This is a genomic window from Corynebacterium sp. HMSC064E10 (assembly GCF_001812505.1).
GTDB classification, from domain to species: domain Bacteria; phylum Actinomycetota; class Actinomycetes; order Mycobacteriales; family Mycobacteriaceae; genus Corynebacterium; species Corynebacterium amycolatum.
In genome coordinates this window covers 59,736-73,510 of record NZ_KV809173.1, presented here as the reverse complement: position 1 = coordinate 73,510, position 13,775 = coordinate 59,736, and the positions used below count along the sequence as shown (strand labels likewise).

Annotated in this window: 13 protein-coding genes; 9 read left to right on the top strand and 4 right to left on the bottom strand. The window is 57.4% G+C overall.

The features are described from left to right. Positions 1-16: 16 nt before the first annotated feature. Both lnt and HMPREF2860_RS02125 read left to right on the top strand, forming a co-directional pair. Entirely contained in the window at positions 17-1,705 is a 1,689-nt protein-coding gene (lnt, locus tag HMPREF2860_RS02130) for an apolipoprotein N-acyltransferase (RefSeq protein ID WP_070628538.1), read from the top strand. A 12-nt stretch (positions 1,706-1,717) separates the two neighbouring features. Further along, entirely contained in the window at positions 1,718-2,533 is an 816-nt protein-coding gene (locus tag HMPREF2860_RS02125; protein WP_070560249.1) for a polyprenol monophosphomannose synthase, read from the top strand. Positions 2,534-2,842: 309 nt separating this feature from the next. Here the strand turns inward: HMPREF2860_RS02125 and HMPREF2860_RS02120 are convergent, their stop codons facing one another. Further along, positions 2,843-3,232 carry an RNA polymerase-binding protein RbpA gene (locus HMPREF2860_RS02120; protein WP_005511311.1) on the bottom strand — a complete coding sequence of 130 codons (390 nt, stop codon included), beginning with the start codon at positions 3,230-3,232 and terminating at the stop codon, positions 2,843-2,845. 81 nt (positions 3,233-3,313) lie between these two features. Here HMPREF2860_RS02120 and HMPREF2860_RS02115 point away from each other — a divergent pair, with 81 nt between their 5' ends. From HMPREF2860_RS02115 to HMPREF2860_RS02095, 5 genes are all read left to right on the top strand, one after another. Next, entirely contained in the window at positions 3,314-3,703 is a 390-nt protein-coding gene (locus HMPREF2860_RS02115) for a hypothetical protein (RefSeq protein ID WP_141745470.1), read from the top strand. Between the two features lie 17 nt (positions 3,704-3,720). Continuing rightward, a complete protein-coding gene (locus tag HMPREF2860_RS02110) occupies positions 3,721-4,431 on the top strand; it encodes a YceI family protein (RefSeq protein ID WP_070560246.1) in 711 nt (236 codons plus the stop codon). Between the two features lie 181 nt (positions 4,432-4,612). Next, positions 4,613-4,831, top strand: a complete 219-nt coding sequence (locus HMPREF2860_RS02105) for a hypothetical protein (protein WP_070546153.1) — start codon at positions 4,613-4,615, stop codon at positions 4,829-4,831. Positions 4,832-5,321: 490 nt separating this feature from the next. Further along, the gene (locus HMPREF2860_RS02100; protein ID WP_070628537.1) at positions 5,322-6,758 is read left to right on the top strand and encodes a hemolysin family protein; all 1,437 of its coding nucleotides are present in this window, start codon (positions 5,322-5,324) and stop codon (positions 6,756-6,758) included. A 3-nt stretch (positions 6,759-6,761) separates the two neighbouring features. After that, positions 6,762-7,799 carry a hemolysin family protein gene (locus HMPREF2860_RS02095; RefSeq protein WP_070628536.1) on the top strand — a complete coding sequence of 346 codons (1,038 nt, stop codon included), beginning with the start codon at positions 6,762-6,764 and terminating at the stop codon, positions 7,797-7,799. A 64-nt stretch (positions 7,800-7,863) separates the two neighbouring features. Here HMPREF2860_RS02095 and tpx read toward each other — a convergent pair whose 3' ends face one another. Beyond that, positions 7,864-8,361, bottom strand: coding sequence for a thiol peroxidase (tpx, locus tag HMPREF2860_RS02090; protein WP_038625527.1), 498 nt, complete (start codon positions 8,359-8,361; stop codon positions 7,864-7,866). A gap of 174 nt (positions 8,362-8,535) precedes the next feature. Between tpx and HMPREF2860_RS02085 the strand changes: the two genes are divergently transcribed. Continuing rightward, on the top strand, positions 8,536-8,820 hold the full coding sequence (locus HMPREF2860_RS02085) for an Lrp/AsnC family transcriptional regulator (protein ID WP_005511316.1): 285 nt from the start codon (positions 8,536-8,538) through the stop codon (positions 8,818-8,820). Between the two features lie 39 nt (positions 8,821-8,859). Here the strand turns inward: HMPREF2860_RS02085 and HMPREF2860_RS02080 are convergent, their stop codons facing one another. Further along, on the bottom strand, positions 8,860-10,587 hold the full coding sequence (locus HMPREF2860_RS02080; protein WP_070628535.1) for an FAD-binding dehydrogenase: 1,728 nt from the start codon (positions 10,585-10,587) through the stop codon (positions 8,860-8,862). Positions 10,588-10,704: 117 nt separating this feature from the next. Continuing rightward, on the bottom strand, positions 10,705-12,159 hold the full coding sequence (locus HMPREF2860_RS02075; RefSeq protein ID WP_070628534.1) for a class I SAM-dependent methyltransferase: 1,455 nt from the start codon (positions 12,157-12,159) through the stop codon (positions 10,705-10,707). Between the two features lie 186 nt (positions 12,160-12,345). Here HMPREF2860_RS02075 and HMPREF2860_RS02070 point away from each other — a divergent pair, with 186 nt between their 5' ends. Then, complete coding sequence (locus HMPREF2860_RS02070) at positions 12,346-13,767, top strand: NAD(P)/FAD-dependent oxidoreductase (protein ID WP_049181063.1); 1,422 nt, start codon at positions 12,346-12,348, stop codon at positions 13,765-13,767. Positions 13,768-13,775: the final 8 nt, after the last annotated feature.

Here is a 13,775-nt window from a genome sequence, read left to right as displayed (position 1 = left end):
GAGTTCTTTTATACAAGTGCACACTAACCGTCAAGCGCGCTCCAGCGAGCACGGGGACTTTGCTCCGAAAGACGCTTCGAAAGACACTCCGGAGAATCCGAGTCGCTGGCAGGCGCGCTTTCGCGCGCTTACCCCACTAAAGCAGCGCCTCCTTCTCGCCTTCATTGCAATCCTCGCTGGTGGATTGCAATTCTTAAGCTACGCACCCCTGAGCTGGTGGTGGACCGCCTGGGTCGGCCTCGCCCTGCTCATTTTTGCCTTCTTCTGCGCAGCCGATTGGAAATCCAGCGTAGTGGGGGGCTTCAGCTGGGCAACAGCGACGGCGCTTTTCTCACTGCCGTGGATCGGCTCCTTCGTCGGTATTGGCCCCTACGTGGCGCTCTCAATTGTGCTGGGTCTCCTCACAATTCCGGCGGCGCTTGCGATGTGGCTGATTGCCCAATCCAGTTTCCCCCTCGCGCTGAAGCTCCCTGGCATGGCCGCTGCGCTCGTGGCAGGGGAGGCGCTGCTGGCCCGCTGGCCTTTCGGAGGCTTCCCCTGGCTCCGCGTTGCCTGGGGGCAAGTCGACGGCCCGCTGGCCCCAGCAGTGGCAATCGGCAGCACTGCATTGGTCACTTTCCTCGCTGCTTGCGTTGGTGCGGGACTGGTCGCGCTCACGCTACGTTCCTACGCAACCTCCGCTGCGCTTTTGGTGGGGGCGTTAATCGTCGGCTGGGCTCTTCCTGCGTGGACCCAACCACTGCCTGAACCTACGGCCGCTGACAACGCCCGTGTCGCGGTTATCCAGGGCAATGTTCCTCGCCTCGGTTTAGAGTTCAATGCCCAGCGCCGCGCAGTACTGCAAAACCACGCCGATGCCACCAATGAACTGGCACGACGTGTCCACCAAGGTAAGGAACAGCAGCCGGACATCGTCATCTGGCCTGAAAACTCCTCCGATGTCAGCCCGTTTACGGATGGGGAAGCGGCACGCATTATCGAAAATGCCGCGATGAATATTGGCGCCCCCATCGTAGTCGGCACCTTTACCTACGCCAATGGGGTGCAAAACACCATGGTGGTCTGGGACCCAAAGACCGGCCCCGGCGACCAACACGAGAAAATCTATCTTCAGCCCTTCGGCGAGACCATGCCATTTCGCGAACTACTCCGTCACTTTTCCGACATGGTCGCTCACGCCGGAGACATGACCCCGGGCAACGGCGATGCTGTGGTCACAACACCTGGCACCGATGGTTTAAAAAAGGTCTACCTGGGCCTGGCGACCTGCTACGAAGTGGTTTTCGACGGTGCCTTCCGCAACGCGGTCAACCACGGCGCAACTATGCTTGCCACACCCACGAATAACGCCACCTTCGGTTTCACCGATATGACTTACCAACAGCTGGCCATGAGCCGCATGCGAGCCATGGAGTTCCAACGCTCCACGGCTGTCGCCGCAACCAGCGGTGTGAGCGCTATTGTGGATGCGCACGGAGACGTCGTAAAGCAAAGCAAAATCTTCGAACAGAAAGTGCTCACCGAGACTTTGCCTCAGTACTCCCACCTGACTTTTGCAGCCCGCTTCGGGACGTGGATTGAAGGTCTACTGACTGCATTCGGTATTCTTTGTGTGGTTGGTGCCGTCCTGCGTCGCCGTGGCGGAGATGCCAGGGCAGGCGCAGATGAAGTTGATGGCCGGGATACTGAGCAGAACATGCACTAAGGAGAATCACGAGTGACTGCCCTAAATGAGTCGACGCTGGTTGTCATTCCCACTTTCAACGAGCGGGAAAACCTGCCGGGCGTAATCGCACGCCTGCGCGCAGCGGAGCCGAGCGTCGACATTTTGGTTGTCGATGACTCTTCACCAGACGGCACCGGTGAGCTCGCCGATGAAATCGCTGCCGCTGACAAGGCGGACAACAACGGGAAAGAGCACATCTACGTCCTGCACCGCGAGGGCAAGGGCGGTCTCTGGGGTGCGTACCGCGCGGGCTTCGCTTGGGGTCTCGAGCGCGACTACGAGGTTCTCTGCGAGATGGATGCCGACGGCTCCCACGCACCAGAGCAGTTCTATCTGCTGCTGGAGAAGCTCGAGGACGGTGCCGATGTCGTCATCGGCTCCCGCTACATTCCGGGAGGCAAGACCGTCAACTGGCCAATGAGCCGTCAGGTTCTCTCCCGCGGCGGCAACCTCTACATCTCGCTGGCGCTCGGCGCAGGCATCTCGGATATCACCGCTGGCTACCGTGCTTATCGACGGGAAGTTCTCGAGACCCTCGACCTCGAGAACATTGGCAAGGCTGCGTATCTGTTCCAGACCGAGCTCGCCTTTGAGGCTGTGCAGGCGGGCTTCCTGGTGGAAGAGGTTCCAATCACCTTTACTGAGCGCGAGTACGGCGAGTCCAAGATGGATGGCAGCTTTGTGAAGCAGTCTCTGCTGCAGGTCACCAAGTGGGGATTCAAGCACCGCTCGCAACAGGTAAAAAACCTGGGGTCGGAGATTGGTCGCCTGGCTGGTCACGAGTTTAAGCAACGATTCCGCAAGTAGGGCAACCCTAAAAATTGCAACCACAAAAATTGCGGGCTGCACGTATGAATACGGGCTGCATGTACGAATGCAGGCTGCATGTATGACTGCAGGCTGCAAATGTGAAACTGACTTAGTTTATGACAGTTTCAGGCCATTTTTCAGGCCATTTTTGTCATAAACGCAGTCAGTAACTCGGTTCGGCCCGCCGCAGCCAGGCACAAAACAAAAACGGGCCCGAATAAGGAGAAAAACCTTATCCGGACCCGAATTTCAGTGTTTGATTGACGGCTACAAAGCTCTAAAGCTCGAACCTAACCAGCTCAAACCTTAAGCGTTCTTCTCTGCCTCTTCGGCTTCCTTCTGAGCCTTCAGCAGGCGAGCGGCGTTACGACGACGCTTGCGCAGCAAGTCAACGCGCTCATCCAGCAGCACGTCGAGCTCCTCAATGGAGCGGCGCTCACGGAGCATGTCCCAGTGAGTCCTCGGCGGCTTCACCGGCTTAGCTTCAGTGCCTTCGCCTTCAACCAGCTCACCAATCTGGCCATTCTTGCACAGCCATTCACCTGGAATTTCCGCGTCATCCGCGAATGGGACCTCGAAGATCTCACCGGATTCAGTGCGGTAGCGGACCATCATTCGCGGCGCGAGGTCATGATCGCGATCGGTCTCATACGAAACGGCGCCCATGCGACTGCCACGAAGAACTCGATCTGCCATGTGGAACGTGCCCCCTTTGGTAGAAATACTAGACCACACATTATAACGCCTTAGTCAGCATTCATGCCATAATTGACTTCTGTGTCAGATCAAAAGCCGAGCACAACTATCGCCAATTGCCAGTGGTGTGGCCGCGAAATGGAGGTCGCGATCCGCGGTCGCCGGCGCAAATTCTGCAGCCAAGCCTGCCGGCAGCGCGCGTATGAAAAACACACCGGCGTAGCAAAAGGCGCCTCCAGGCCGATTGCCGAACGAATCAATTCGGATCTCACGCTGAAGACCACCGATGCCACGAGCAGGTCGGCGGGCGATGACGTCGTAAAGCGAATAGGGGACGGGCTCTTCGAAGTACGTTGTCTCGCCGAAGACTTGCGCACCGCGCTTGACGACGACATGGAGACTTCCGTCCTACAGGAGATTACGCAGGAATTGATTATGAAAACGCGTGAGGTGGAACGGTTTATCCCATAGCGGATTAAAAGGATAGGATGAGCACTATGAATTCTGGTGTCCGTAAATCAATTATTACTTTGATAGCCGTTGCAGTTGTTGCGCTCGCAATTGTTATTGTGGGACCAGTTTTGTATCGCGTTTTCACGCATGAAGGGGTGCGTACTGGGGATTTCGAGGCTAACGAGCTGCCTGCAGCAACGACTGACGCGAATGGCACCTGGAAGATTGTCGGTGGCGATAACTCACAGAACACCTCCGTTGGCTTTACTTTTAACGAGGTGCTGCCAGGCAGTAGGCGGACGACGTCCGGTTCCACCCACGAAGTCACTGGCGAGCTGAAGGTTGCTAACAACAATCTTGAGGACGCATCCGTTGTTGTTGACATGGCAACTCTGACTAGCGATATTGAACGTCGTGACATCAATGTCCGCAACAATATTTTCAGCGTTGAGCAGTACCCAGAAGCTAAGTTTGAGCTTGCAGAGCCGCTCGATATTTCAAGCATTCCAGATAACGGCCAATGGGCAAATATCGAGATTCCGGGACGCCTGACTATTCGCGGTGTCACCAATGATGTCACCGTGCCAATGAAGGTCGCTCGCACCGAAAACCTGGTTTTGCTGTCGGGCACCTTGCCAATCAACCGCCTGGATTACAACGTGCGCCTGCCACAGTTTGTAGCTGCATCCATCGAGGAGAACGGCGAACTCAATCTACGCATTGTCGCGGAGAAGCAGGACACGTAGGTTTCGGCTAGCAGGCACGGCCATCTAAAGATTGATCGCACGAGAACGAATCTAAAAGAGGCTTCTAGCCAGCGAAAATATGCCCCGTTTCGTCACTGTGACGCAATAAAGCCATTTAGTCACACACCACAGAAGTCTCGCCAAAAACAATTTTGATAGGCCAGTTGGGAGCCGCAACAATATGAACACCTACGAAGCAATGTTGCTCGCACGAAAGGTGCGAATGGTGCTACTGATTATCTTCATTGCATTCGTGGCCTACAAGGGCGTGTGGTGGCTCGTGGCTGTTGGCATATTCCTGATTGGCATGACGCTGTGGCAGAACAAGCGACTGCGGGAAGAGATTGCCGTCCGCAACGCGGATGAGCTTGCAGCAGACACCAAGACCAATGAACAATAAGCCCGACAGCATGGATCAAGCGCCCAGGTAGAACGCGGCGGCGGAAAACGTGACAGCCCTAGAAATTCAGAAACCCCCAGGGCTGGCCACTGTCAATATTTGTCCGATAATATACATTATGACATTTTGGCCTTAGGGGCTTACTCTCCCCTTTACCGCCGATGCGCCATTGTCGTCAGGCCTAACCAGCCAGCCAGTCAGTCAGACTGTCCTGCCAACCCGCACCGCCATGCCCACTCAGCAAAGAATTGATTTTCGCTACACGGCTATTCAGGAATGTTTTGTAAGATTCCCTCATGCCTGATTTCTCAGACACATCCAGTAGCTCCGACAGACCCGATACGTCAGACACGTCAGATAGAGCTGACTCGTCCGACGACCCTGAGCCTCGAGCCAAGGTAAACGGGCTCTCTGTAGCCGCAGTAAGCGCAATAACCGTAGCAACCGCAACATCCTCAGCGAACGCAGCAAACACTCCAGGTGATGCCGTGTGATTGTATCCGCGCTCATTGTATTCGCAGCTTTTCTTTTTCTCGTTTTCGCCAACGCAGTTTTCGTTGCTGTCGAGTTTTCCTACCTCACGGTTAACAGAAACGACGTCAAGAAGGCCGCAGACTCCGGCTCAAAGTCCGCATATTTAGTAGACCGTGCTCTATCACGCACCTCTACTAACCTCTCCGGCGCACAGCTGGGAATTACGGTCACCAGCCTCGTCGCTGGTTTCCTTACCGGACCTTCCCTCGGCGTGCTCCTCGAAGCCGCTTTTGGTGGCACTAGCGTCTCTCCCGCCACCGTCACTGCAATCAGCGCTACGGGCGCTTTCATTATCGCAACCTTCACTCAAATGGTCTTTGGTGAACTCGTTCCCAAAAACTGGGCCATCGCCGAGCCCACGAAAGTCGCAAACCTCGTGGTCAGGCCGCAAAATGCCTTCATGTTCGCATTCGGCTGGCTGGTCTGGCTGCTCAACAGCGCGGCTAATTGGGTACTAAAACGGCTCGGCTTCTCCCCTGAGGAAGAGGTTGCCAGTGCCAGAACCGCGGAGGAACTCCGTGCCGTCGTCACGCGCTCTAGCGATGAAGGAAAGATTAACCCGCAGACCGCCGAGTTGGTGGCGCGATCGATTGAGTTCGGCGAGCGCACTGCGGCTGATGTGATGACGCCACGCACGCAGATTATCTTTATCGAAGATCAAAGCGTCGCAGAGATGCTGACAGTCGTCGCAGATTCTGGACATGCACGCTTCCCCGTCGTTGGCAATAGCGTCGACGACATTCGCGGCGTGGTGCACTACACCGACCTGCTCAGCGTGCCACACGCACAACGCTTGACGACGTCAGCTGCGAGCCTGGCCAAAGATGTGCTCGTGGTGAACGACTCGACCACGCTTGATCCGCTGATGCGTCAATTGCGTGAGGATGCATACCAGTTCGCGGTTGTCGTCGATGAGTACGGTGGCACGGACGGTATTGTGACGTTGGAGGATCTCGTCGAGGAAATCGTCGGTGAAATCGATGACGAACAGGACGATCGTTCGTTGCTCTACAGCCGGATTAGCCCCAATACGGTGATTGTTTCCGGTCTCATGCGCCCGGATGAGCTGGGAGAGATTCTGAATCTGGTTTTGCCGGAGGGCGACGAATCCGACACGATTGGCGGATTTATTACCGAGCGCTTAGATCGCATGCCGCGTTTCGGCGACACTGTCACGGTCGAAGCCACCGACCACGAAAACCTCGATCAGGAAAACTTGCCTACCACCGCTGAAGTCGCCTTCCGAGTAGAGCGCATGGCGCGTCACCGCGTTGGCCGTATTCGTGTCCAGGTGGACCGCGTCGGCAACAAGGTCGCGCACAGGGATGAAGGCGCCGATCAGGAAGGCACCAGTCACAACCACGTCGAGCACAACAGCGAACAGGAGGGCTAAAACATGCCACTACTTACTCTTATTTTGCTGTTAGCCCTCAATGCCTGGTTTGTCGCTACTGAATTTGCGATGGTCTCGGCTCGCCGCGACCAAATTGAACCGGATGCCGTCAGCGGCTCTACCAGCGCAAAGTACGCGCTGCGCGGTATCGAAAACGTGTCAGCCTCCCTGGCGGCAACACAGCTTGGCATTACCGCCTGTTCCCTGCTCATCGGTGCCGTCGGTGAGCCTGCAATTGCACACTTCTTCGAGCCCTACATGACAGCACTTGGACTCCCCGCGGGCACCGCCCACGTGGTTGCGCTGGTGTTGGCGCTGCTGATCGTCACTTTCTTACACATGGTTGTCGGCGAAATGGTGCCGAAGAACATCGCTATTGCGGCCCCCAGCCCGACAGCGAAGTTCGTGGCTATTCCGCTGTATGTGATTGTGCGGCTACTCAACCCGGTTATCTGGGCGATGAATACGACCTCGAACATCGTGGTTCGTAAGGTTCTTCGCGCCACTCCGAAGGACGAGGTCGATTCCTCCTTCACCGCTAGTCAGGTGCAGGATTTCGTCGCCGAGTCCGGGCGTCAGGGGCTTCTCGACGATGACGAGCTCGCACTCCTTCACAAAGCTCTCGGCTTCGAGCATCTCACCGCCGCGGACGTCACTATGGAACTCGACACCCTCGTCACCATTGACGCCGACACCACTGTCACCGACATCGAAGAGCTCAGCGCACGCACGCGATTTTCCCGCTTCCCCATCACTGATACCGACGGCAGCTTCATCGGCTACATTCACGTCAAGGATCTGCTTTCGCTTGACGACGGTCACCGCGACCAGGCCTTCCCGCGGAATCTGATTCGCACCTTCGCAACCGTCAGCCCGAACGCCAAGCTCCAATCGGTCATGCGGCTTATGCAGCGCGAACAGGCTCACTTCGCCTTGGTGACAGAGCAAAATAGTACTTCGAAGAACTCTGTCAGCGGAATCGTTGCACTGGAGGACGTACTAGAAGAGCTCGTCGGCGAAGTCCGCCAGGCAACAGCCTAGCGAGACCGCCGACGAGCCCCGTCGATTCCAGCTGGTTACTTGCTGCTGCGAGCTAGTTAGCTAATTACTTCAGCGCAGCCAGCGCGGAGTCGTAGTCCGGCTCCGTGGTGATCTCATCGACCAGCTGGTTGTAAATAACCTTGCCCTCTTCGTCAGTGATGACTACGGCACGAGCAAGCAGACCTGCGAGCGGGCCATCCTGCTGGACAACACCGAAGGCTTCGCCGAAACCATGGCGGAAATCCGAGGCAACCTCAACGTTGTCCAGGCCTTCTGCAGCGCAGAAGCGGCCGAGAGCGAACGGCAGGTCACGCGAAACATTAACCACGACGGTGTTGTCCAGCCCAGCAGCGTCCTCGTTGAAGTGACGCACCGAAGCTGCACAAACACCGGTGTCTACAGACGGGAAGATGTTGTAGACGACCTTCTTACCAGCGAAGGTCTCCTTGGTGACCTCCCCGAGATCGCCACCGGTGAGGGTAAACTCCGGAGCCTTGTTGCCCACCTGGGGCAGGTCGCCGGAAAGCTGGACTGGGTTGGACTGAAATGCGGTTTGTGTCATAGCGCCCTTTTTACCGCCTTTCGTCAGGATCCTCCAGGCTGTTTCCTGGAAATCAGTAGAATCGTGACAGAAATGAATTTCGGGGCCGCAGTATCTTGAGTAATCTTGCGTATCTTGCGGTCCGGGCCACGCTACTCAGCGGGCCCCACGTTTAAACTCCGAGGAAAGGCAGCCATGAGTTTGATTACCGCAATTGTGTCCATCGATGTCGAAGCTGACAAGATTCCGGAGGCCGCCGAGACTATCGTCGAGATCGACGGCGTGACTGAGGTCTACTCCGTTACTGGCGACTGGGACCTGGTCGTCGTGGTGCGCGCAACTAACCACGATGATTTGGCGGAAATCATTCCAAACCTCATCAGCAAGGTCGACGGCGTCATTCGCACTCAGACTCAGCTGGCTTTCCGCACCTACTCTCAGCACGATCTGGAAAGTGCATTCTCCATCGGGCTGGAGTAGTCGCGGATTCTTCCACCGAACCGTGCCGGTATGCGGTAGCTACTTAACCACTTCCGCCATCGCGCGGCCTGCCTGGCGGCCACTGAAAATACAGCCGCCCAGGAATGTGCCTTCCAGTGCGTTGTTGCCGTGGACGCCGCCGCCACCGAAGCCAGAGGCCTCGCCTGCGGCGTAGAGCCCCTCAAAGGGAGTTCCGTCGGGGTGCAAGCACTGACCGTCGAGGGTCGTCTCAATGCCGCCGAGCGTTTTGCGGGTCAGCATGCGCAGACGAATAGCAATCAGCGGGCCGTTCTTCGGATCCAAAATCGGTGATGGCGGCACAGAGCGGATGATTTTGTCCCCGAGGAAGTTCCGGGCCACGTTGACGTAATTGACCTGGTAGTCCTTGGAGAAGGGATTGCCGGTCTGCATGTCGCGCTGACGGATCTGCTCCTCAAGCTTCTCCAAGTCAATCTTCGGCGCTGCAGCTCCGGACTCGCTGCCCGAACCAGACTCTCCGCCCGAGCTCGCTTCCACGATCTCGTTCATCCCCTCGACCAGCTTCGGCAAATCGTCGGCAACCACCCAGTCTTCGCCGTTATCCATAAACGCCTGAATGGGCGCGGCGACACCAGAGGTCACCTTGCCAATCAGCTTCTTAATCTCCTTGTCCGTCAGATCCGGATTTTGTTCTGAGCCAGAGAAGATAAACTCCTTGGCCACGATGTTCTTATTCAGCACAAACCAGGAGTAGGAATGTCCGGTAGCCAGAATGTGCTTCATCGTGCCGACAGTATCCGCGCCCGGAATATACGGCGCAGGCAGGCGGTTTCCCTCTGCGTCGAACCACATGGCCGACGGTCCCGGGATGATACGGATACCGTGGTTCGGCCACACCGGATTCCAGTTCTTCATACCCTCGGTGTAATGCCACATGCGGTCACGGTTGACGAGGTTTGCGCCGACTTGCTCTGCAATCTCAATGCCACGGCCGTCAACATGCTCTGGCACACCGCAAACCATGTCCTTCGGCATCTCGCCCAGGCGCTCGGTCGGCCAGCACTTACGCACGGCTTCCAGGTTGCCGCCGACACCGCCCGTCGCAATGCACACGGCCGACCCGCGGATCTCGAAGTCCTCCCCTGTTTCCTCGCGTGACGACGCCACTCCTCGCTCTAAAGATTCACAGGGAACCAGAATCTTGCCACGCACGCCGACGGCGCGGCCATCTTCTACAATCACCTCATCAACGCGGTGGCGATGGCAGTATTCCACCAGCCCCTTCTTCGCAGCTTCAGCGACCGGCTCTGCAAAAACGCGGACAATCTCGGGGCCTGTGCCCCAGGTCAAGTGGAATCGGGGTACCGAGTTACCGTGACCGTCGGCACGCCCTTCACCGCGCTCAGCCCACCCGACGGCAGGCAGGAACTTCACGCCGAGATTGCGGAGGTAGTCGCGCTTCTCCCCCGCCGCGAAGTTCAGGTAGGCCTTGGCCCACTTGCGTCCCCAGTTGTCTTCCTCGCGGTCGAACTGCGCGGAGTTGAACCAGTCAGCTTCAGCGAGCTCGCGGTTGTCCTTGACTCCTAGGCGGCGTTGCTCTGGCGAGTCGACGAGAAAGATTCCTCCCAACGACCAGAAAGCCTGTCCGCCGAGGTTGTTGGCATTCTCCTGATCGACAAGGATGACCTTCTTACCTGCCTGCGTGGCCTCATACGTCGCGACCAATCCGGCAAGTCCGGCGCCGACGACAACAATGTCTGCAGTACGTGTGGTGCTCTGTGCGTTCATAGTTTCGTTTTTAGACCCTAAACACCGCCTTTGAGGTGGTTTTGCCTAAAAACGTGATTTATTTTTGTAGGCTCTATTTATCTAGCGAATTTCCAGCGCGTCCGGAGCTGCCCGCTGCTAGTGAGGCCTGCGTGGCGCATGCACGAGTTCGACCTGCACGAGCGTGACTTTCTCTGCACGCACGAGCGCTTCAAACAGCGACAGGTAGTAATTCCACATCCTCCGGAACACTCTGTCGTAGCCGATACCAGCGGCTTCACGCGCATGAGCTGCAAAGAAATCGCGCTGGAGCTGCAAGGTCGTCGCGAAGTGCGAAGGAATGTATTCCTCCGCCGCGATGCGCAGACCGGTTTCCCGGTCAACCATCTTGCGCAGCTCTTCCATGGTGAAAAGTTGCAGCTGTGGCCACACGTAAGCGCGTACGAGGTCCAAGCTACGCTCGGAGAGCGCGTCGAATTTGTCCGTAGCTACCACCATTTGGACGACGATGGTGCCGCGATCGACAAGCAGACGCTCGGCGCTCTTCAGCCAGCGCAGCGCACCTGCACGACCGAAGGTCTCCAGACGCCCGACGTTGATAACCGCCTCGAAGTCAGACTCGAATTCGCGTGGCGACGGAATGTTGCGATCCATCTGGATTACATCTACCGCGCCGCGCAATCCAGCCTTTTCCACCCGTTCCAGCACCGTGTCGGTGTGGTCATCTGAGACGGTAATAACCTCCGCACCCGCTCCCCTTTCTGCAGCTCGAAGTGCAATTTCTCCGCCTGCCGACGGCCATTCGGCTACACGGTCGCCAGCCCGCACTCGAGCGAGATCGAGCATGTGCTCAATATTGCGCACCTGGGCATGCAGAAAATCAGCACGTGCGACGGATTTTGGGGCATCGACATAAGTCACGTCAACTGACCAGTGCGAGGGAACCCCACCCTTGCCCGCACCGCGGGCATAGTTGGGAATCTGTTCACGCGACGAGGTTCGCACTCCGGAGGCGAACAGGCCAGAACCCCCCATCAGCAATTCGCCGGAATAAAGCTCCAGCAATGAGGTCGGCAACTCTCCCGCCATATCTGGCCCATCGAGACGCGGGCGTGAACGCGCGACTTTCATCAGACCACGTGCCAGCGGCCCCGACGAGGCAATATCAAACTCGGCGCTGAGCAGTCGGCTGAGAAGCTCTGGCAAGTCATCACTGGACCACTCGCCCGCGAGATAGGACTCCCCCAATCCGAGCCATTCTGAATCAGCTAGTCGAGAATAGAAAACAGGATCAATGACGCTGAAAACGACTGGACGCAATGTGACGGAATCATCGGGAGATTCACTGTCACTGCGGGAACTGGCGCCACCGACACCGTCGATAGCCAAATCGGCGTCACTCGTCGACCGAGTAATGAAGGACTCCCCGACAAACTCGCCGGATTCAACCAGTTCAATGCCGTTGTTCTGGCAGAGCCGCTCGAATGAGCGCTCCATTACGTCAGCACGTTTCGCTAAGAAACGCCCCTCTGGAATACGCGCAACCCGAGGCCATCGCTCTGCGTCAATTGCCTGCCGGCTTGCCGAATTCACCCTGCCCGAACCTCCTAACAATCGCGCCGCATAAAGGTACGAATAACGAACTGAGTTTGCTCTCGAATCCTACCGCGCAGGGACCCAGAATAGGCGGTGGCGCACCGAGAGGATTACTATTGTGGCTTGCCGGCTAAAAGCCGAATCAAAACTTCGAGAACTTTAAAGTCTGTGAGGAGAAAATACATGACCGAGACTCCGTACCGCCCGCACTCCGGACGTCCGCACGTGGTCGTCATCGGTTCGGGTTTCGGTGGCTTGTTCGCGGCGAAGAAGTTGCAGGACGCCGAGGTCGACGTCACTCTCATCGACCGCACTAACCACCACCTGTTCCAGCCGCTGCTCTACCAGGTAGCAACGGGCATCCTTTCCTCGGGCGAAATCGCACCGTCTACTCGCACCATCTTCGACGGTGTTCAGAACGTTCGTGTTGTCAAGGGCGATGTCACCGACATCGATGTCGAAAAACAGGTCGTGACTTCCGAACTGGGTCACCAGACTTCCAAGTGGGAATACGACCACCTCCTGGTCGCCGCTGGCGCTGGCCAGTCCTACTTCGGCAATGATCACTTTGCCGAGTTTGCTCCGGGTATGAAGAACATCGACGATGCACTCGAGATTCGCGCTCGTATCATTGGCGCATTCGAGCGCGCCGAGCTGACCGACGATCCGGCCGAGCGCGAGCGTCTGCTGACCTTCGTGGTCGTCGGTGCTGGCCCGACCGGCGTTGAGCTTGCTGGTCAGCTGGCCGAGCTGGCTAACCGCACTCTCGCATCGTCTTACCGCAGCTACAACCCGCACGCTGCACGTGTCGTGTTGCTCGACGGCGCACCGCAGGTTCTGCCGCCGTTCGGCAAGCGTCTGGGCCGTAAGGCTCAGAAGTCCTTGGAGAAGATGGGTGTCATCGTCAAGCTGGGCGCGATGGTCACTGACGTCAATGAAGAGGGCGTCACCTACAAGAACATGAAGGATGAAACCGAGGAGTTCATCCCGTCGTTCTGCAAGATTTGGTCCGCCGGCGTGTCCGCTTCCCCGCTGGGTAAGATGATTGCCGAGCAGACCGGCGCCGAGACCGACCGCGCTGGCCGCGTCGTTGTCAACGAGGACATGACAGCTGGTGACTGCAAGAACGTTTACGTCGTGGGCGACATGTCCAACCGCGAGAACCTGCCGGGTGTTGCTCAGGTTGCTATTCAGGGTGGCGAGTATGTCGCTGAGAACATTGCTGCCGAGGCAGACGGCCGCGATGTCGCGGAGCGCCAGCCGTTCGAGTACTTCGACAAGGGCTCCATGGCAACCGTCTCCCGCTTCTCTGCAGTGGCGAAGATGGGCAAGGTTGAGGTCTCCGGCTTCATCGGCTGGGTCCTGTGGCTGGCTGTCCACCTGATGTTCCTGGTGGGCTTCCGCAACCGTCTCGTCTCCTGCGTCAGCTGGGGTCTGAATGTTCTGGACCGCAACCGTTGGCAGATGGTTTCCACCCGCCAGCAGATGTACGCACGCAATGCAATCAATCGCCTGGCCGAGCTCAACAAGGACAAGGCTGAGCAGGATCTGCCTCTGGAAGTTCGCGACACCCGCCGCGAGCACCGCGCAAATAAGAACAAGTAGTTAACTTG

Excerpts from the sequence above, each read along its gene's own strand:
- HMPREF2860_RS02120 (WP_005511311.1), bottom strand. The coding sequence starts at position 3,232 with ATGGCAGATCGAGTTCTTCGTGGCAGTCGCATGGGCGCCGTTTCGTAT.
- HMPREF2860_RS02110 (WP_070560246.1), top strand. The coding sequence starts at position 3,721 with ATGAGCACTATGAATTCTGGTGTCCGTAAATCAATTATTACTTTGATA.
- HMPREF2860_RS02105 (WP_070546153.1), top strand. The coding sequence starts at position 4,613 with ATGAACACCTACGAAGCAATGTTGCTCGCACGAAAGGTGCGAATGGTG.
- HMPREF2860_RS02095 (WP_070628536.1), top strand. The coding sequence starts at position 6,762 with ATGCCACTACTTACTCTTATTTTGCTGTTAGCCCTCAATGCCTGGTTT.
- tpx (WP_038625527.1), bottom strand. The coding sequence starts at position 8,361 with ATGACACAAACCGCATTTCAGTCCAACCCAGTCCAGCTTTCCGGCGAC.
- HMPREF2860_RS02085 (WP_005511316.1), top strand. The coding sequence starts at position 8,536 with ATGAGTTTGATTACCGCAATTGTGTCCATCGATGTCGAAGCTGACAAG.
- HMPREF2860_RS02080 (WP_070628535.1), bottom strand. The coding sequence starts at position 10,587 with ATGAACGCACAGAGCACCACACGTACTGCAGACATTGTTGTCGTCGGC.
- HMPREF2860_RS02070 (WP_049181063.1), top strand. The coding sequence starts at position 12,346 with ATGACCGAGACTCCGTACCGCCCGCACTCCGGACGTCCGCACGTGGTC.